The organism is Syntrophobacter fumaroxidans MPOB (assembly GCF_000014965.1).
In the GTDB taxonomy this organism is placed as follows: Bacteria; Desulfobacterota; Syntrophobacteria; order Syntrophobacterales; family Syntrophobacteraceae; genus Syntrophobacter; species Syntrophobacter fumaroxidans.
Genome location: NC_008554.1, coordinates 4,570,390 through 4,589,980 on the forward strand (window position 1 = coordinate 4,570,390; position 19,591 = coordinate 4,589,980).

Annotated in this window: 14 protein-coding genes, 1 tRNA gene and 1 pseudogene; 14 read left to right on the top strand and 2 right to left on the bottom strand. The window is 59.7% G+C overall.

Annotated features, from left to right (window positions below):
• Positions 1-431: 431 nt before the first annotated feature.
• Positions 432-508, bottom strand: a tRNA-Arg gene (locus SFUM_RS19350).
• 944 nt (positions 509-1,452) lie between these two features.
• Between SFUM_RS19350 and SFUM_RS23200 the strand changes: the two genes are divergently transcribed.
• The 12 genes from SFUM_RS23200 (at position 1,453) to SFUM_RS19410 (ending at position 16,014) form a co-directional block, all read left to right on the top strand.
• Positions 1,453-1,620, top strand: coding sequence for a hypothetical protein (locus SFUM_RS23200; protein ID WP_153307224.1), 168 nt, complete (start codon positions 1,453-1,455; stop codon positions 1,618-1,620).
• Positions 1,621-2,115: 495 nt separating this feature from the next.
• On the top strand, positions 2,116-3,606 hold the full coding sequence (gene lysS, locus SFUM_RS19355; protein WP_011700537.1) for a lysine--tRNA ligase: 1,491 nt from the start codon (positions 2,116-2,118) through the stop codon (positions 3,604-3,606).
• A 6-nt stretch (positions 3,607-3,612) separates the two neighbouring features.
• Positions 3,613-4,845 (top strand): lipoprotein-releasing ABC transporter permease subunit, encoded by a 1,233-nt coding sequence (locus SFUM_RS19360; protein ID WP_011700538.1) that lies wholly within the window; start codon positions 3,613-3,615, stop codon positions 4,843-4,845.
• Positions 4,838-5,530: an ABC transporter ATP-binding protein gene (locus tag SFUM_RS19365; RefSeq protein ID WP_011700539.1), complete on the top strand. Its 693-nt coding sequence runs from the start codon at positions 4,838-4,840 to the stop codon at positions 5,528-5,530. The genes SFUM_RS19360 and SFUM_RS19365 overlap by 8 nt, the downstream gene beginning before the upstream one ends.
• A gap of 351 nt (positions 5,531-5,881) precedes the next feature.
• Complete coding sequence (gene bamA / locus SFUM_RS19370) at positions 5,882-8,548, top strand: outer membrane protein assembly factor BamA (RefSeq protein WP_011700540.1); 2,667 nt, start codon at positions 5,882-5,884, stop codon at positions 8,546-8,548.
• 12 nt (positions 8,549-8,560) lie between these two features.
• Complete coding sequence (locus tag SFUM_RS19375) at positions 8,561-9,094, top strand: OmpH/Skp family outer membrane protein (protein WP_011700541.1); 534 nt, start codon at positions 8,561-8,563, stop codon at positions 9,092-9,094.
• Between the two features lie 143 nt (positions 9,095-9,237).
• Entirely contained in the window at positions 9,238-10,305 is a 1,068-nt protein-coding gene (lpxD, locus tag SFUM_RS19380) for a UDP-3-O-(3-hydroxymyristoyl)glucosamine N-acyltransferase (RefSeq protein ID WP_011700542.1), read from the top strand.
• Between the two features lie 4 nt (positions 10,306-10,309).
• A complete protein-coding gene (gene fabZ / locus SFUM_RS19385) occupies positions 10,310-10,753 on the top strand; it encodes a 3-hydroxyacyl-ACP dehydratase FabZ (RefSeq protein WP_011700543.1) in 444 nt (147 codons plus the stop codon).
• A 52-nt stretch (positions 10,754-10,805) separates the two neighbouring features.
• Complete coding sequence (lpxA, locus tag SFUM_RS19390) at positions 10,806-11,582, top strand: acyl-ACP--UDP-N-acetylglucosamine O-acyltransferase (protein WP_011700544.1); 777 nt, start codon at positions 10,806-10,808, stop codon at positions 11,580-11,582.
• A gap of 6 nt (positions 11,583-11,588) precedes the next feature.
• Positions 11,589-13,538 (top strand): UDP-2,3-diacylglucosamine diphosphatase LpxI domain-containing protein, encoded by a 1,950-nt coding sequence (gene lpxI / locus SFUM_RS23635; protein ID WP_011700545.1) that lies wholly within the window; start codon positions 11,589-11,591, stop codon positions 13,536-13,538.
• Positions 13,499-14,653 (top strand): lipid-A-disaccharide synthase, encoded by a 1,155-nt coding sequence (gene lpxB, locus SFUM_RS19405; protein ID WP_011700546.1) that lies wholly within the window; start codon positions 13,499-13,501, stop codon positions 14,651-14,653. The genes lpxI and lpxB overlap by 40 nt, the downstream gene beginning before the upstream one ends.
• The gene (locus tag SFUM_RS19410) at positions 14,650-16,014 is read left to right on the top strand and encodes a 3-deoxy-D-manno-octulosonic acid transferase (protein ID WP_011700547.1); all 1,365 of its coding nucleotides are present in this window, start codon (positions 14,650-14,652) and stop codon (positions 16,012-16,014) included. The genes lpxB and SFUM_RS19410 overlap by 4 nt, the downstream gene beginning before the upstream one ends.
• 139 nt (positions 16,015-16,153) lie before the next feature.
• Here the strand turns inward: SFUM_RS19410 and SFUM_RS19415 are convergent, their stop codons facing one another.
• Entirely contained in the window at positions 16,154-17,185 is a 1,032-nt protein-coding gene (locus SFUM_RS19415) for a U32 family peptidase (protein WP_011700548.1), read from the bottom strand.
• 172 nt (positions 17,186-17,357) lie between these two features.
• Here SFUM_RS19415 and SFUM_RS24165 point away from each other — a divergent pair.
• Together SFUM_RS24165 and SFUM_RS19420 are read left to right on the top strand one after the other, a co-directional pair.
• Positions 17,358-17,561, top strand: a pseudogene (locus SFUM_RS24165) (ATP-binding protein); the annotation flags it as partial.
• A gap of 123 nt (positions 17,562-17,684) precedes the next feature.
• Positions 17,685-19,385, top strand: coding sequence for an IS1634 family transposase (locus SFUM_RS19420; RefSeq protein WP_011700549.1), 1,701 nt, complete (start codon positions 17,685-17,687; stop codon positions 19,383-19,385).
• Positions 19,386-19,591: the final 206 nt, after the last annotated feature.

Consider the following 19,591-nt stretch of genomic DNA (forward strand, 5'->3'; position numbering starts at 1 on the left):
GCCGACCGAGAACTCGACCACGGCAGGACGCGAATCAAGGTTTGCAGAAAAGAGTCGTCTGTGACGGAGTGTTTTCGACGGATATCTTTCTTGTTTTATGTTTTTTCTTGTCGAGACAAGATCTTACAGGATGTCCGTTCGTTTCTTGAGCACCATATGTGAGATTCCCGGGTGAGTGGAGGAGATCGTCTCCTTCTTGAGACAAAGAACTTGAACGCAATTATCCATGCCCCCCGCGACACCCGCGAATCTATTTTCTAGGTAATTATCCATGAGGCTGCGCTTCACCCGCGAAGCATGAAAACAGACTCCCGAGGGAGTCTATTTTCTAGGTAATCGTAATGCTGAGCTTCTTTGGAGCGGCGATGAAAGATTTGTGGTTAACAATAGGCCGGCAAATGAGGCAATGAAGTATCTGCCGAATATCAAATTGGCACGCCTGGAGGGATTCGAACCCCCGACCTACGGATTAGAAGTCCGTTGCTCTATCCAACTGAGCTACAGGCGCGCATGGGAGGTACCCGGGTGAGGCGAAGCCCTCCGCGGGTTGGGCAGTGTCCATCGAAGATTACCGGACCCCTCGAGTTCTCCGGCCTCGCCCCGTTGCCCCGGATTTGGCCCGGACACGCATCTGCAAGAGCGGCGGCCGGCAAAGGCACCCTTCGAGCCGGATTCGTCCTCCGCGAGGGGGCAGCCGACCCTCCTGTCCGGCGGGGCAGGCGAACACTTCAGCTGGACTCTACATAGTCGTTTTAGGCGCTTCCTGTCAATGATTTTCCAGGATTGCGGCCGGTCCCGGCTCGTTCGGCGAGTTCCTTATTCATGATTGGGGTTGCACGAAGCACGGGACCTCGCCGCGTGCGCTCACGGAGCCTCCGGCGTTGTTGTGTCGTCATGGTCCGGCATTGTCTCGTTGCGATACGGGCCCGCGCGGGGGAGATACGTGTTCCGGTTCTGCCTCACCCCGGGTCACAGTGCCCGCAGCGCCGACACGCAAGTGCGGCATAGGCATTATTGTCTCACGCCACGCCGCAACGACGCAACGCTCCGCCCTTCATTTCTCAACCAAAATGACGGGAGTCCGTTACCAAAACCATTCATCAAAACCAGGGGGTAAAAATTCAATTCGTAATTAAGGGTTAATTCTCAATTCGTATTGACAGGTAGAGCGCACGCCCCCGGGAGATTCTCCATTATCTCCAGGGTTTCAACTCGGGGTTTTCCAGTAGCACGCACATGCGGGGAAGGCATTTCAGTCTCACGCCACGCCGCAACGACGCCACGGCGGGAGCGCACCCGCGCCCGGCGGCGGGAGTTCCCGTCGCCCGGCCCGCCGCATCGGGTCCCGGTTGTATTTTGTCTTTGCGTTTCCAAAAAAAAATCGCTAAAAATCAAAAACTTTGACCCGATGCAAATAGCGTTTTTCGGACGTTATCAAGGAGCAAGGATGTGATGGATCGAAAGACGCAGTACGCTTCCCTTGCCGGAGGCCTGCTGCTGCTCGTCTACAGCCTTTTCAGAGTGGCCCGCGGGGAGGACTGGACGCTTCTCGTCATCAGCGTCCTGATTCTTGCCTTCACCTGGTCCGCCATGGCCAAATCGAAGCAGAAGAAGGACTGAACCCGCTGGAGCGGGTCTCGCCGGTTGCGGCGCCTAGTGCGATGCGCGATCCGAAGCCGGCCCGATGAGGGGCACCGGGACGCGGAGTCCATCCAGGCCGAGGGGCGACCCGCGGCCGGCCGGGCATGACTTCAACGCCGCCGACCCGACGCGGAAAGGAGCCTGACGACCCGGAGCCCATCGGGAGCGGGCTCCGTTTACGGCCTCGTGATCGGCATGGCTCGGGACGACCCTCAGGCGATCGAACGGGCGCGGGTGAGCACGACGCCGCGGTTGAGCAGCCGAAGGCGATGAGCGCTCAAACGATCGGGCGATGGGCATCCCCGGCGGCTGGATCGCCGGGTGCGAAGACGCGTGCGGCCGGCCAACGAATCCATGCCGGGCAAGGCCCGGGGGGAAATGCCCTTGACGTGGTGACGCAAATAAACTAACGTTCGTCCACTTAAACGGGCGCTTTGACGGCTATGGTAAGGATAGGGAAAGGGTTCGTTCGGAATGGAAGATCTGAATATCGTCATGCGGGAACGGCTGCAGAAGGCTGAAGAGTTGGAGGGGAGCGGCGTTCCCCTGTACCCGAACGGATACCCGGTTCCACATCATATCAAAGACCTCCTGGACGGTTATGCGGACAAGAGCGCCGAAGAGCTAGAGGCGTCTCCGGAAACGTTCACCGTGGCCGGGCGCATCCTGTCGCTCAGGTCCTTCGGCAAGTCCATTTTCATGCATGTCCTGGATGCCGGCGGCCGCGTGCAGCTCTATGTCCAGCAAAACCAGGTGGGCAAGGAAACCTACGCGCTGACCAAAAAGCTCGACATCGGAGACCTCGTCCGGGTCACGGGCACGCTCTTCCGCACCCGGACCAACGAGCTGACGCTGCTCGTCCGGGAGTTGCGCCTTCTCACCAAGAACCTCCGGCCCCTGCCCGAAAAATACCACGGCCTCAAGGACGTGGAAATCCGCTACCGCCAGCGCTACGTGGATCTCATCGTCAACGAGCCGGTGCGCGAGGCCTTCCGCAAACGGGCCACGATCGTGCAGACCGTGCGCCGGTTCCTGTCCGAGCGCGATTTCCTCGAAGTCGAAACGCCGATGATGCAGGCGGTCCCGGGCGGCGCCACCGCCAAGCCGTTCAAGACGTTCCACAATGCCCTGAACATGGAGCTTTTCCTGCGCATCGCCCCGGAGCTTTACCTGAAAAGGCTCCTGGTGGGAGGGTTCGAGCGGGTTTTCGAGCTCAACCGCAACTTCCGCAACGAAGGCGTATCGACGCAGCACAATCCCGAATTCACCATGCTCGAATTCTACCAGGCCTACGCCACGTACGAAGACCTCATGCAGCTCACCGAAGAGCTGTTCGGAGTGCTCTGCGACGCCGTGAACGGCGGGAGCCGCCTGGTCACCTACCAGGATATGACGATCGACCTGAAGCCGCCCTGGCGACGCTACCGGCTGCTCGATTCGCTGGTCGAGGTCGGCGAAGTCCCTCGGGAAGCCCTGGAGCATCCCGAGCACACCGCCGCCGTCGCCCGGTCCATGGGGATCGAAACCAAGCGGTTCGAAGGCCACGGCAAGCTGCTGACCAAGATCTTCGACGTCGCAGTGGAACCCAAGCTCATCCAGCCGACGTTCATCAGCCATTACCCGCTGGAAGTCTCTCCACTCTCGCGCCGCAGCGAATCCGATCCAGCGGTCACGGATCGGTTCGAGCTGTTCATCGCGGGCCGGGAAATGGCCAATGCGTTTTCCGAGTTGAACGATCCCCGCGATCAGCGCGAACGCTTCCTCCTCCAGCTCCAGGCACGCCAGGAAGGGGACGAGGAAGCGCATTTCATGGACGAGGACTACATTCGTGCCCTCGAGTACGGAATGCCGCCGGCGGCGGGCGAAGGTATCGGAATCGACCGGGTGGTGATGCTGTTCACGGATTCTCCATCCATCCGCGACGTGATCCTGTTCCCACATCTCAGGCCGGAGAAGAAGATCTAGGCGACCATGAATTTCGAACTTTTCGTCAGTTTGCGCTATCTTTTCGCAAAACGGCGCCAGACGTTCATTTCGCTGATCACCTTGATTTCCATCGCGGGGGTGGCGGTGGGCGTAACGGCGCTCATCGTGGTCCTGGCCGTGATGAACGGCTTCCAGGAAGATCTGCGCAACCGGATTCTCGGAGTGACGTCGCACGTGGTGGTGGGGAGCCTCACGGGGGCGATGAACAACTACCCGGACGTTATCGCCAAAGTGGAAAAGGAGCCGGGGGTCGTCGCCGCCGCGCCGTTCGTCTACAGCCAGGTCATGCTCACCTCCGGACGGGGCATTTCGGGGGCCATCCTTCGAGGCATCGACCCTTTGTCCGCCTCGAAGGTCATCCGGCTCCAGGAAAACATGATCGGCAACCTGGCGGATCTCTCGTCGCCGCGTGGGGACGCCGATGCCCCGCCGGCGATCATCCTCGGATCGGAACTGGCCGGCAATCTCGGGGTCAGGACCGGGGACTGGGTCACCATGATTTCCCCGACCGGCCGGCTGACGCCGATGGGGCAAACCCCCAAGAGCAAGCTTTTCCAAGTGGTGGGGATGCTGCAATCGGGGATGTACGAGTACGATAATACCCTTGTCTACGTGGACCTGCCGGCCGCCCAGCAGTTCCTGGGAATCGGGGATACGGTGACGGGGGTCGAGATCCGCCTGCAAGACATCTACGAGGCGGCAAAGGTGTCCGAGTCCCTGCGTGAGCGGCTCGGCGCCCCCTACTGGGCGCGCGACTGGATGCAGATGAACCGGAGCCTCTTCTCGGCGCTCAAACTGGAAAAGGTCGTCATGTTCGTCATCCTGACCCTGATCATCCTGGTGGCCGCTTTCAACATCGTGAGCTCGCTGATCATGCTGGTCATGGAGAAGGGGCGCGACATCGCGATCCTCAAGGCCATGGGGGCGACCACGGCCAGCATTCGCAAGATTTTCGTGCTGGAAGGATTGATGATCGGCGTCTCGGGCACGATCCTCGGGCTGCTCGGGGGATTCGGCCTTTGCGGAATACTGGAACGTTACAAGTTCATCGATCTGCCGCCGGGCATTTATCACATTTCCAAGCTGCCCGTGAAAATCGAGGGGTCCGACGTGGCGTTCATCGCTCTGGCGGCGATCATGATCAGCCTCATCGCGACGCTTTATCCGTCGCGGCAGGCGGCCAAGCTGGATCCGGCGGAAGCGCTTCGATATGAATAACGACCGGCAGTCCATAGAAGTCCACGCCCTTGGGCTCACCATGGTGTTCGGCAGCAGCGTTCAGTCCATCGAGCTGTTCCGGAACCTGGACATGGTGATCCGCCGCGGGGAGCGTATCGCCATCGTGGGGGCTTCGGGCGCCGGGAAATCCACTCTGCTCAACATCATCGGCACGCTGGAACGGCCTACGGGCGGGAAAGTGCTCTATGGCGGGCAGGACGTCTTTCTCTGGGAAGAGAAGGAACTGGCCCAGTTTCGCAACAGACATATCGGCTTCGTGTTCCAGTTCCACTACCTGCTGCCGGAATTCAACGCACTGGAAAACGTCATGATGCCGGGTCTCATCGCGGGACAGCCCAGGGGCGAGGTGAAAGAAAAGGCGCTCGTGCTGATCGAAAAGCTCGGCCTCACGCACCGGCTGACACACAGGATCGGAGAGCTTTCCGGGGGAGAACAGCAGCGCGTGGCGGTGGCCCGCGCATTGTTGCTCCGGCCGAGCCTGTTTCTCGCGGATGAGCCGAGCGGCAACCTGGACAGCCGCACGGGGCGGAGGCTGCACGAGCTGCTTGTTGGGCTCAACGAGGAGCTCGGCTTGACCATGGTCATCGTCACCCATAACCCGGAACTGGCTTCCATGATGCACCGGGTGCTCCATCTCGTGGACGGACAGCTCAAGCAGGAGTGACCTCGCGGATTCGGTCGGAACGGCGAACCACGGCCTCTCGCCGTGCCGGTCGATGTCCGGCGCAAGTACGGTCGTTCTCAGAGAATTCTGTTGGGATGAACGGGAGAAGGTGGTATAGTCGGGCTCTCTTTTGAAGTGCCCGGCACTTCTTTTTCTTTTGCCGATGCCGACGGGCGCCGGACAAGGAACGCTCCTGTGCGTGCGGTTCGATTCCCCGCTCCGGGAGGGGGACGGATCGCGGCACGGGGTTTCGGCACGATTTCTCCAATACCTTCGACGACAGGAATCCAGGCGGCTGTCGGGAACGGGGCCGCAGTGGCGGGACGCGCTTAGGGGGCAAAGGATAATACGATGGTGAGCGACAAATACGTCAAGAGGGTACTACTGGTCCTTGCGGCTGTATTCACGATGGCTTGGGGGGCACACGCCCAGGAGCAGAATCCGAGAGTCGCCATACTTCCTTTCGTCGTTCACAGTCCGAAAGATCAGGCTTCGATCCAGAAATCCGTGGAGGAAACTCTGGTCCGCATCGCCGCCACCGAAGGCGTGAAAGTTGTCGACTCCGCGGAAGTCCGCAAGGTCGTCAAACCGGGCGAAGCCCCGCGCACCGAAGAGCAGGCGCGGGCCCTGGGGCGCAGACTGGGGGCCGGTTACGTTCTGTTCGGCAGCTTCAATATGCTCGGCAACACCATCAGTCTCGATGCAAAGCTGAGCGATGTGTCCGGGCAGAAAAGGACGGCGAATCTGTTCGCCGAGGAAAAGGGAATCGAAAACCTGGCGGCGGCGAGCAGCCGGATCGTGCAGCAGATGACCATGGCAGCGACGTCCAAGGGCGTCATCGCGGATATCAAGGTCCGGGGCAACGACCGGATTGAAGCCGATGCCATCAAGGCCGCCGTCAAGAGCAAGAAGGGGGAAGGGATCCGCCCCGGGCAGGTTCGGGAGGACATCAGGGCCATCTACAAGCTGGGGTATTTCGAAAAGGTCGACGTGGAGGAATCGGATTCGCCCGCCGGCAAGGTCCTGACTTTCGTCGTTCAGGAAAATCCCACCGTCCAGGAAGTGCGCATCGCGGGGAACAAGAAGATCAAGGAGAAGGACATCCTGGCGGCCATCGGCACCAAGGCGTATACGATCCTTCAGGAGACCACGGTGACCGAAGACGTCCAGAAGATCCTCAAGCTTTACCAGCAGAAGGGCTACTTCGCCGCGGACGTGAAGTCGTCGATCACCTTCCCGAAGGATCCCCGAAAAGCAACGGTCGCTTTCGACATCAAAGAGCACAAGAAAATCTGGATCAAGAAAATCAACTTTCGCGGAAACACTCACATCTCCGCGCGGAAATTGCGCGGGGTGATGCAGACCAAAAAGAAGATGTTCCTCATTTCCATGATCTCCGAACGCGGGATTCTCCAGAAGGAAGTGTTGGATACCGATGTCGACCGCCTCACCGTCTTTTACCACGATGAGGGGTATATGGACGCGAAGGTGGGCACTCCCGAGGTGGTTCGCAAGGACGACGGGTTTTATATCGAAATTCCAATCGAGGAAGGGGCGCGATACAAGGTCTCGTCGGTGAAGCTGAGCGGGGATATGATCGAAGGCACCCCCGCCATGGAAAAAAAGATGGACGTGCGCGTGAAGGACCACTTCAGCCGGGAGAAAGTCAGGCATGACATGGACCTGATTTCCAAGACCTATATGGACGACGGCTACGCGCACACGGAGGTCGACCCCGCCATCCAGCGGGATACCGGCACCAAGACGAGCGATATCGAGTTCAGAATAAAGAAAAACGAGCAGGTGCACATCGGAAGGATTTTTATCACGGGCAATACCAGGACCCGCGATTACGTGATTCGGCGCGAGCTGAAGATTTTCGAAGGGGATATGTTCAGCGCCAGCAAGATAGAGAAGAGCCTCTCCCGGCTGAAGAAGCTGGATTATTTCGAAGATGTGCAGATCGTGCCGCTCGATACGGAAACGTCCAGCGTCATGAACCTCCAGGTCAAGGTCAAGGAGAAGCTGACCGGGTCGATCAGCGTGGGCGGCGGCTTCTCGTCCGACGACGGTTTGTTCGCCAGCGGCGCGGTCATGGAGCGGAACCTCTTCGGGCGGGGCCAGACGATCGGCGTCAAGGCCTACTTCGGGGAGGAGGCGCAGCGCTACATCTTCAGTTTCACCGAACCATGGTTGTTCGGCTACCAGGTGGCCGGGGGCATCGATCTGTACAACTGGCTGCGCGATTACGACACTTTCGTCAAGGATTCCACCGGATTCAGGCTTCGCACCGCCTATCCGTTCGGTCAGTACAGCCGGCTGCTGGCGTACTACTCCTGGGAAAGAGCGCACGTGACCGATGTGAGCGTCGATGACCCGTATATCCAATCGCAGGTCGGGTGGACCACTCTGAGCGCGTTCACCCTGGGATTCGAAAGAGACACCACCGATCATCCGTTCCTGCCGACCAAGGGAACCGTCCTCGCGGCGACCGGCCAGTACGCCAGCCCGGCTTTCGGCAGTGACAGCAACTTCTTGAAATATGAAATGCACGCGGGTGTGTACGTCCCGCTGCATGTCTGGAAATTCATCGGGTTTCTGCGCGGCGAATACGGGTATCTCTATCAGATCGATCCCGTTGACAATCCGGTTCCCATCTATGAAAGATTTTTCCTGGGAGGCATCAACAACCTGCGCGGTTTCAACTGGGGGGATGTCGGCCCCCGGGATGCCTACGGGAATGTCGTCGGCGGTGTGAAGTACGGAGTGATGACCGCGGAGTTGCTTTTTCCCATAGCCGAGAAGATGGGGATTCGCGGAGTGGTCTTCTTCGACGCCGGAAATGCGTTTACCGGAGACCAGAGTTTTGATGTCTCCAAGTTTCGGACCGACGCCGGTGCCGGTATCAGGTGGAACTCTCCATTCGGACCGCTCAGGATGGAAATCGGTATAAACCTCGATCCAGAACCGGGTGAAGACAATTACCAATGGCAGTTTTCAGCAGGTGCTTTTTTCTAAGGAGTGGAAAACATGAAAATGAAGAAGTCGATGTGGATCTTGTTGTTCCTGGGGATTTTCCTGGCGTCCTCCATGCCGGTCCTGGCCGCAGGCAATCCTAAGATCGGGTATTTCGATATCCCTTTGGTTCTGCAGCAGTCTCAGTGGGGCAAGCGCTCCAATGAGGAATTCAAGCGACAGGGGGAAAAGATAAAGGCAGAAGTCGACACGAAGGCTCAGTCCTACAAGACCGCCAAGGAAGAATTCGACAGGAAGAAGGACGTCTTCGACGAAAAAACCAGGGCAAAGAAGCTCAAAGAGCTCCAGGACATGCAGATGGAAGGCGAGAAGCTGCTGTCCGAATCCAACGCCAAGATGAACAAGCTCTCCAACGAGCTGAGCGCTCCGTTGATCGACAAGATCCTGGAGATCGTGAAGAAAATCGGAAGAGAGGACAAGTTCGATTATATTTTCGAGCGGGAGCGGGCGGGTTTGGTCTTTGCCAACGACAAGGAAGATCTGACCAAGAGGATCATTCAAGAGTTGGATCGATCGCCCCAGAAATAGGCCTCCCCGGCGAGGGCACTCAGGCCGGTGTTCGTCAGGAAAGAAAATGCAGAGGCCGGCGGCAGGGAGGGCGTTTCTCCCTGCGCCGGCCCCAGCCCGCTGATCCCCCTGCTCGTCCATGGCCCATTCATTGAGAAAATCCGATGGAAAGCTGTTTCCAGGGTGATTCCAGGAAGTCCTACTCGCTTTCGGAGCTTGCGGAGATTCTGGGAGCCGCCGTCCGAGGCGATCCCGCCATTCGAATCCGTGGAGTCAATTCTCTGGAAGATGCGCTTCCGGACGAGTTGAGCTTCATCACGGATGTCCGCTACAAGCCGTTGCTTTCGAAATGCAGGGCGGCGGCCATCATTGTGTCTCCCGCCCTGGCGGAGCTGGAGTTCCCTCTGCTCGTCGCCGAACGCCCGTATGTGGTCTTCGCCAGGGCTGCGCAGCTGTTCGCCGAGCCTCCCTTTCTCGCTCCGGGGGTCCATCCCGGCGCGTACATCGGGCCCAATGTGCATTTGGGGGAAGGGGTATCGGTCGGTCCGCAGGCGCACATCGGGGAGGACTGCGTCGTTGGGCCGGGAACGCGCATCTACGGTTCGGCCTACTTGGGTCCCGGCGTAAGGGTGGGTGAGAACTGCATGCTTTATCCCGGAGCCGTGATCCTGGACCGATGCCTTTTGGGAAATCGCGTGACCGTTCACAGCGGAACGGTCGTGGGCAGCGATGGATTCGGGTATGCCCAGGATGAGAAAGGGCGTCACGTCAAGATTCCGCAGACGGGGATCGTGCAGATTGACGACGATGTGGAAATCGGAGCGAACTGCACCGTCGACAGGGCCACTTTCGGCCGGACCTGGGTCCGGAGGGGCGCCAAGATCGACAACCAGGTCCAGATCGCGCACAACGTCGTGATCGGTGAACACGCGATCCTTGTGGCCCAGGTGGGCATCTCGGGGAGCACCACACTCGGCAGTCACGTCGTTCTCGCCGGCCAGGTCGGTGTGGCGGGGCACATTGAAATAGGGGACCGCGCGCGCGTGGGCGCGAAGTCGGGGGTGCATCATTCCGTCGGGGCCGGCGAGGACATCCTGGGAATACCCGGTGTACCGGCCAGGGAATGGAAAAGAACCTACGCCAATATCCAGCGTCTCGCGCGGTTTCGGGAGGAATTGCGGCTGCTGGTCGAGAAAGTGCAACGGATCGAAAAAGCACTCGACGGGGAATGACCTTATGGACATCGCAAAAATCATGGGATACTTGCCGCATCGCTATCCGTTCCTCCTGGTGGACCGGATTCTCGAGCTGACCTCGGAAGAGATCGTGGGGCTCAAGAACGTGACGATCAACGAACCCTTCTTCCAAGGGCACTTCCCTGGGGAACCGATCATGCCCGGAGTGCTGATCATCGAAGCGCTCGCGCAAACCGGGGGGGTCCTCGCGTTCACGCTCGTCTCCGATTTCCGCGGCAAGCCCATCTACTTCATGGGGATGGACAAGGTTCGCTTCCGCAAGCCGGTTCGGCCTGGAGACCAGTTGATTTTGAAGCTGAAAATCTTGAAGCGCAGGGGACCGACGTTCAAGATGAGCGCGGAAGCTTTCGTGGAGGAGCAACTGGTGGCCGAAGCCGAACTGCTGGCGACCATCGGCGCCGCGAAATCCGAACGGGAAGCCTAGGCGAAGGTCCGCGCGCGAGTGCCCCTGCAGGTTTCGAGGAGAACCAGCGTCAATGCAAATTCATCCTACGGCCATTGTGGATTCCAAAGCCGAACTGGCTGACGACGTTGTCATAAAGGCATACAGCATCATCGGGCCGAACGTGAAAATCGGTCCCGGCACCTCGGTGGGACCTCATGCCGTCATCGACGGCTGGACCACGATCGGCGCCCGGAATCAGGTGTGTTCATTCGTTGCCATCGGGCATCCTCCCCAGGATTTCAGCTACCGGGACGAAGAAACCCGCGTGCTCATCGGCGACGACAACGTCTTTCGCGAACACGTCAGCATACACCGGGGCACGCGGCGCGGACGGGGCACCACACGGGTCGGCAGCCGCAACTACATCATGTCCGCGGCGCACATCGCCCACGACTGTCAGATCGGGGACAACGTCGTCATGGCCAACGTCGCGGTGCTCGGCGGGCACGTCGAAATCGGGGATTTCGCGGCCCTCGGCGGAGCCGTCGCCGTTCACCAATTCGTGAGGATCGGCACGTACAGTTTCATCGGTGGAGGGTCCGGCATCAGCATGGACGTTCCCCCATACATGCTGGTGGTGGGTTCACGTCCCGCGAAGCTCTACGGTCTCAACACCACCGGCCTCAAGCGGCACGACTTTTCCGCGAATGTCCTGAGCGCCCTGAAGAAGAGCTACAGAATCTTGTTCCGTTCAGGCTTGAACGTCCGGGACGCCGTGGATAAGATTCGCGTGGAAGTGGAAACGTGCGCGGAAGTGGAACTCCTGCTCGAATTCGTGGGAAGCTCGAAGCGAGGCGTGATAAGGTAAATCTATATGGCCGATTTTGACCTGAAGACCGGTGATCCGATTCGTGAAAGAATCGGATTGATCGCGGGGAGCGGGCAGTTTCCGCTCCTTTTTGCTCACGCGGCGCGGCAGGCCGGAGTGGAGGTCGTGGCCCTCGGGTTCCAGGGGGAAACCGATCCCGCATTGTCCAAGTATGTCAATGAGTTTCACATGTTGAAACTTGGGCAGCTGAGCCGGATGATCAACGCTTTTCGCAGGGCGGGAATCACCCGGGCCGCCATGGCGGGCGCGATCAACAAAACGAAACTCTACACGCGCATAAGGCCTGACTGGCGTGCGGTGAAGTTTCTGAACAGCCTGAGGAACAAGAAGGACGACTCCCTGCTCAGAGCGTTTGCGGACGAGCTCGAAAGCGAAGGAATAAAGATCGAGCCTTCCACCATGTTCCTGCCGTCTCTGCTCGCTCCCGAAGGCATCCTGACCCGGCGCAAGCCCAATCATCGGGAGCAGGTCGACATCGTTTTCGGCTGGAAGATGGCCAAGGTGATCGGTGGGCTGGACATCGGGCAGTGCCTGGTCGTCAAGAACCAGGCGGTCCTGGCGGTGGAAGGGATCGACGGGACCGATTCCACCATCCTGAGGGGCGGGCGGCTGTGCCGGGAAGGCGCCATCATCGTGAAGGTGAGCAAGCCGATCCAGGATCTGCGTTTCGACGTGCCGGCCGTCGGGTATGACACCATCGAGACGATGAAGCGGGTGAAAGCCCGTGTTCTGGCCGTCGAGGCGGGCAAGACGCTCATGTTCGACCGGGAGAAGATGATCGATGCGGCGGACGCGGCGGGGATTTCGATCCTGGTGCAGCCCGACGAGACGCTTCCCGAAGTCCATGAGCGGCCGTCCAAGATCGGACTGCCGGATTTCATGGGCCGGGGTTCCGCGCAATCGATTCTTCGAACGGATCAGACCCCGGTCCTGATCCGGCAGTCGAGGCCCGATGCACTGCGGGTGGGTGTTGTGGGCGTGGGGTATCTGGGGAGATTTCATGCCCACAAGTATGCCCGGTTGCCCAAAGCGCGACTCATGGGCGTGGTCGACATCAACGCCGAACAGGCGGCCAGGGTGGCCGCCGAGGTGGACGCCGCCCCCCTGACCGACTATCGCGAACTGATGGGGAAAGTGGACTGCGTCAGCGTCGTAACGCCCACTCCCAATCACTTCGCCATCGCCCGGGATTTTCTCGCCGCCGGAGTCCACGTGCTGCTCGAAAAACCCATGACCACGACGATCGAGGAAGCGGACCGGTTGATCGCACTGGCGGAACAAAAGGGCTGCGTGCTGCAGGTGGGACACCTCGAACGGTTCAATTCCGCTTTCACGGCCATCCTTCCCAGGCTCAAGAACCCCATGTTCCTGGAGTCCACTCGGCTGGCCCTCTTCAATGAACGCGGCCTCGAAGTGGATGTCATCCTCGACCTCATGATCCACGACATCGACATCGCGCTTCACATCGTCCAGTCTCCCCTGAAGCAGATCCGTGCCTCGGGGGTTTCCGTCCTCACGCAACTGCCCGATATCGCCAACGTGCGCATGGAATTTGCCAATGGGGCCGTGGCGAATCTCATTGCGAGCCGAATCTCGCTGAAGAACCTGCGCAAGCTCCGCATCTTCCAGGAAGACTGCTATGTCGCGGCGGACTACGGCCGGAAGCGGGCCTACGCGGTGTACCGGGAAGAGGAGGCCGATGATTCGGGCTATCCTGAAATGTCCATGGAAGAGATCGAGATCGATGAACGCGACGCGCTCGAAGAGGAAGTGAACGCTTTCCTGCAAGCGGTCAAAACCGGCGGCAGGCCCCGAGTCGACGGGAACGACGGGCGCCGTGCGCTGGACGTGGCATTGAGCATTTCGCGGCAAATCGACGAGCAGATGCGGGAGAAATGGGAGCTTTCGCGCAACGTCCTCCAAGGGTCTTTCTGAGTGCCGGTGAGGCGTCTGGTGATCTGCACGGGGCCGGGTTCGTGCGGGCGCTCAAGGAGCTTCGGCCGGACGTGCGTGTTGCGTGCCTGGGCGGAACGATGCTGAGGAACGCCGGAGCGGAGGTCCTGGCGGACAACAAAGAGATCGCGGTGGTGGGGCTCACGGAAGTTCTCCGCCATGCGAAGGACATCTTCAACGCCTGGAAGCGGATTCGCAATCACATCGTGCGGCAGAGGCCGGACCTGATCGTTCTCATCGACTTTCCCGATTTCAACTTTTTGCTCGCGCGTCTTGCCAGGCGTTGCGGGATGAAAATCCTCTACTATGTCAGCCCCCAGGTCTGGGCCTGGAGAAGCGGCCGGGTCAGGACGCTGAAGCGCGTCGTCGATGAAATGGCGGTGATCCTGCCCTTTGAAGTGGACTTCTACCGCCGTCATGGAATGGCGGTCCGCTACGTGGGGCATCCTCTGCTCGACGCGGTCCGAAACGCCCCGCCGCGGGATGAAGCCCTGACGCGTTACGGCGCAGCCGACGGGTCGCTCCTGATCGGCCTGCTGCCCGGGAGCAGGCAGAGTGAAGTCAGGCTCGTATTTCCCGTCCTGATCGAGGCTGCGCGTCGGCTGCGGGAGCGCATGCCCGGGCTTTCATTCATCGTCCCCGCGGCGCCCACCCTGGCTCCCGAACCCATTCGCTCGGCCCTGGCCGAAGCGAAGCTGCCCGCCCGGGTTGTCTCCGGGGATACCTACGGAGTCATACGGGCCTGCGATCTCATCGTCACCGTATCGGGCACGGTCACCCTGGAAGCCGCCCTGCTCGACACTCCCATGATCATCGTAAACCGCGTTTCCAGGCTGAGCTACACCCTCGGACGGGACCTCATCCGCGTTCGGTACGTGGGATTGCCCAACCTCATTGCCGGTCGGGGCGTGGTTCCCGAGCTCCTGCAACAGGAAGCCCGGGCGGACATCGTGTGCGAACGGGTGCTGGATTTCCTGCGGGACCCGGCGTTGCCGGCCGCTCAGAGGCGCGCGTTCGCCGGGATTCGGGAGCGCCTCGGGCAACCGGGCGTCGCCCGGCGGGTGGCGACGATGGCTCTGAGGATGCTCGAACCATGAAGCCGGCCGCGGTTGCAGCGCCCCTTGCCGGGATGTTCTACAACGCACCGTTGACCCTCTCCTGGCCTTTGTTACTCCTTTACTACCTGGTGCGTTCGAAGACGGACGGAAAATACCGGTCCAACCTGAGGGAGCGGATGGGCGTGAGCCTGCCGCCGCGGTCTTCGCGCACGTCGCGCCGCATATGGATCCACGCACTCTCTGTGGGGGAAACCGTGTCGGTGACGCCCCTGGTGAAGGAATTGAAAATCCGGTGCCCGGAGCTCGAGGTGGTGGTGTCGAGCGCCACCGAATCGGGACGCAGGATTGCCGAAGACCAACTGGCACCCTTTGCCGCCCTTTTTTTTACCCTGCCTCACGACTTCCCATGGGCGATGAAGAAAGTGGTCGAACGGATTCGACCCGATCTTTTCGTGCTCGTGGAAACGGACATTTGGCCCAACCTGCTGGCCTCCCTGAGGCGGAGTCGCATCCCCGCCCTGCTTCTCAACGGGAGGATTTCGCCCGGATCGTTTCGGAAGCTTGTCCCCTGGAAGGCGTGGATCGGGGGTCTCTACCGAGCCTTCGATCTCATTTTCGCCCAGTCCGCTGAGGACCGGGAGCGGTACCTGGCGATGGGGGCCTTGCCGGAAAAGGTGGTCGCGGCGGGGAATCTGAAATTCGATGCTTCGGGTTCCCTCCCGACGGCGGAGGAATCGGCCGCCCTGCGCGAAAGCGCGGGCATTGATCCCGGCCGGTCGGTCTGGATTGCAGGAAGTACCCACGAAGGAGAAGAGGACCTCCTGCTCCGGGTCCATCGCTCCCTCCTGCTCGAACACCCCCGTCTTTTGCTGATCCTCGCCCCGCGTCAGCCGACGCGAAGGTCCGAAGTGCTCGCCCTTTGCGAAAGCCACGATTTGAGCGCGGTTGCGCGGTCGAGCGGCCGGACCGCTCACGACGGGTCCGTCTATCTCCTGGATACCATGGGAGAATTGAGCCGATTCTACGCGCTCGCCGATGTCGCCTATATCGGCGGCAGCATGGTCCCGTTCGGCGGGCACAATCCCCTGGAGGCGATCCGGCATGGGAAGCCCGCCCTGTGGGGACCTCATCTGTTCAATTTCAGAGAGATCGAAAAAGACCTGCTTGAAGCCGGATGTGCCTGTTGCGTGCCCCATGCCGCCCAACTCGAAAACACAATGCGAAGCTGCCTCGCCGATTCCGCGAAAAGGGAGCGCATGCGGACGGCCGCAATCGAGTTCATGGCGTCACACCCCGGTCCCGGCCCGAAACTGGCCCGGTTGATTCTGGAAAGGATGACCCGGTGCGGTCGACCTTCGGGAAGGGGCGGGGTGCCCGAGCCCCGGAACACCGGGGAATGATTCATGAGCTACGGATTCGCCGATTTACCGGATCGCAACGATTGCTTTTTGCCGGTCGTCGTCGCTCCAATCGTTTACGGGAGTAGCCGTGAGGGGGGCAAGGCATTGAGGGCGGCGTGCGGCTGCCGCCGGGCAGGCGTCAGGCGTACAAGCCCTTGATGTTGCGATGCAGCTCCCGGGTTTTTTCCATGCGGGCACGGTCCCGGTCGGCGGCGATTTCGGCCAGCTCACGCTGCAAGGCGACGAGTTCCGGTTCGGCACAAGCCCTGCCGGAACCAAAAGCGTCGATCAGCCTGCGGTAGATTCCGATCATCCGCCCGATGAGGGGGGTTGCATACTCGCGGCCCTGGACCTTGACCGTGTGAAGCCCGATCCCCAGGTAGTCCCAGAGTTCCTCGCCGTTGATCATGAATGCGACATTGGGGTGCAGCCGGATACGCTCGTTGATCGCCCGAATTTCCTCATCGCGATGGCGGCGCTGCCGCAGTACCTTCTCCCGCTGCGCATCGGTCAAAAGACACAGCCGGAAACAGCTGCCGCTCCGGTCGGGCCAGCCTTCGTACTCCACGATTTCGTTGCCTTCTTCGTCGTGGTGGATACGTTTGATGTACGAGTCGCTGATGAGCTCGTGGAACATGCAGTTGCCCACGCCGCCCAGGCAACGGTTGCCGTGGATCAGGACCTCCGTGCCGAGTCCGAGCCTGTCGGCGGACTCCTTGAACGCTCTCAACTTCGTCACGCTGTCGATTTCCGTGGAAGCCACCACCTGGGTTGCCCCATATGCCTTGTATTCGGACATCTGTTCGGGCGTCCGGATATTGCACCCCACGCTGGCATGGATGACCAGCTCCGGGAAACCCTCCTTTACCATTTCCATGATAAAAGGGCTCTTGACGATGACTCCCTCGATTCCCCACTCCGCGTATTTGCCGATCTTGCGCATCACAATGGAGGACTTTTCCCGCGGCACCTCGGCATTGACGGCAACACGGATTCTGCCGTTCATCCGCCGCCCTATGGCGACGGCGTCCCGGATTTGAGAATCTTCGAGCTCCCACGCGCACTTGCGCCTGCTGAATCCCTTGGAGCCTACGTAGACGGCATCGGCGCCCTGCCGAAAGACTTCTTCCACCATCTCGAGACTTCCGCCGGGTGCCAGCAGTTCATTCATCGAGTTCTCCCTCGCCAAGACAATATGGACAGAATACCCCTCTGAGGCACCATCATATAAAACAATTCACAAAAAAGGCAACACCGACATCATTCTACAGTCTCGCGCCGCCGCTGACAACCCCGCCCCGTCCGGACGTCACCGGACGGAAAACGGGCCGCCTAGCGGGCCGAAACGCCATGAAAGAGGATCGGTCATCATCACGACCAATCTCGGCTTTGCGGACTGGACAAGAATCTTCGGCGACCCGACCCTTACGGCCGCACTCCTGGACCGCGTCACGCACAACGCCGATATCATCAGCAGCAACTGGGAGAGCTACAGACTCAGGCTGACGTTTTTGCCGAGTAGGCACATTTGGCCCCGATTTTTGTAGGTGCCCCTAGATTTCATGCGGGTTTCCAACCCCGCAACCTCATAAAAACTCAAAAAGCTGTAGGCACACGACTTTCGTATTTATTCTTTACTCTGCCATGTAATAGATGCTAAACGAGTAGGCATGTATCTACGAACAACGAAACGCAAAAACAGAGATGGATCGGTGGTCGAGTACTACCAGCTCGCTCACAATGTCCGCCATGCGGTGACAGGAAAACCCGTCGCCGACATCATCCATAATTTCGGGCGGGCCGACGAGCTCGACCGGGATGATCTCGTGCGGCTGTGTCGCTCCATCGCCAGGGTTTTCGGCTTGGAGATTCATGATCCTATTGAATCTGCCGCATGTCCTGCAAGCGGTGTGCAATCCTCCAGCCTGCCTGAAGAGGTGCGGCTGATACAAACCTTTGAGCTCGGTGTTCCCCTGGTGGTCGAGACGCTCTGGGAGCGATTGAAGATTGGCCCCACCCTGCGCAAGGTCATGGAAGAGTCGGGAGGCGGCGATCTCCACGAACGGGCTCTTCTTGCCATGGTTGCAAACCGCCTGTGTGAACCCGACTCCAAGCTCGGAGTCTGGGACCGTTGGCTGCAAAAGGTCTACATGCCTTCGTGCGGGGCCGTAAAGCTCTACCAGATGTATGAGGCAATGGACCTGCTGAACTGGAATGTGGAGGAGGTCGAGAATGCGATCTTCTTCCACACGGCGAACCTTTTCAACCTCGTTGTGGATGTCATCTTCTACGACACAACGACCGCAAGCTTCTCCATCGACGAAGAGGACGAAGATACCCAAGCTGGACGGGGTTTTCGCAAGTACGGCCATTCAAAAGACGGAACATGGAGTCCGCAGATCGTGGTCGCTCTTGCCGTAACACGGGAAGGCCTGCCGGTGAGAAGCTGGGTTTTTCCCGGCAACACTTCCGATGTGGACACGGTAAAGAAAGTCCGGGAAGACCTTCGCGGATGGAAGCTTGGCCGGGCGCTCTTCGTTGCCGACTCCGGCATGAATTCCGGCACAAACCGGGAAGAGCTGGCCAGGGCCTGCGGAAAATACCTCCTGGCAACCCGTATGGCAAGCGTTTCAGAAATCAAGGAGGATGTACTCACCCGGCCCGGCCGATTTCGAACGATTGCTGAAAACCTCCAGGCAAAGGAAGTGGTCGCCGGCAATGGAGAGCTTCGGCGCCGGTATATCGTGTGTCACAATCCCCGTGAGGCCGAAAGGGAGCGAAAACACAGGGAACAAGTTGTCAAAGAGCTTGAAGAAGAGCTCAAAACACATCCCGACCGGCAGGCGACCGCCAGATGGGCTATCGACCTTCTGGCCTCCGGCACGTACAAGCGCTACCTTACAATCGACAAACAGGGCCGCATCCGGCTCGACCGTGAAGCTGCCTCTCAGGCGTCAAAGTACGATGGCAAATGGGTGCTCCAGACCAACGACGATACCGTCACCGTAGAGGACGCAGCCGCGGGCTATAAGGGACTCCTTGTGATCGAGAGGGCCTTCCGGACCCTCAAAAGCACCCGGATCAAAATGGAGCCCATGTACCACTGGCCGCCCAAGCGTATCGAAGCCCACGTGAAGCTGTGCGTCTTCGCCCTGCTCATCGAGCCGGTTGCCGAGCTCAAGTGCAAGCAGCCCTGGCCGCATATCCGAAGGGTCCTTTCCACGCTCCAGGCAACGCAGTTTCAGACCCCCGAAAATCAATTCTTTCAGCGCAACGAGCCGTCTCCCGAGCTGGTCCGAATCCTAAAATATCTTGAGATTCCAATGCCTAAGGCCGTCCTGGATATCAAATCGACACCCTCTCACACGTAGGCACACGCCAAATTTGACCCCAGCGTGCAACTTGCTGGATTTATAGCCATTTTATGATTGTGTTTGCCTACCATGCAAAAACACCGGTCCTGCTGAACCCGGAGAGCACAGAAATCAGTAAACTGGCTGATCTTGCTGTCGATGCTTTCTTGGCAGATTTCGAGACGAGGCATGCAATGCATTTTTCGCCATTTCACCGGTCAAGA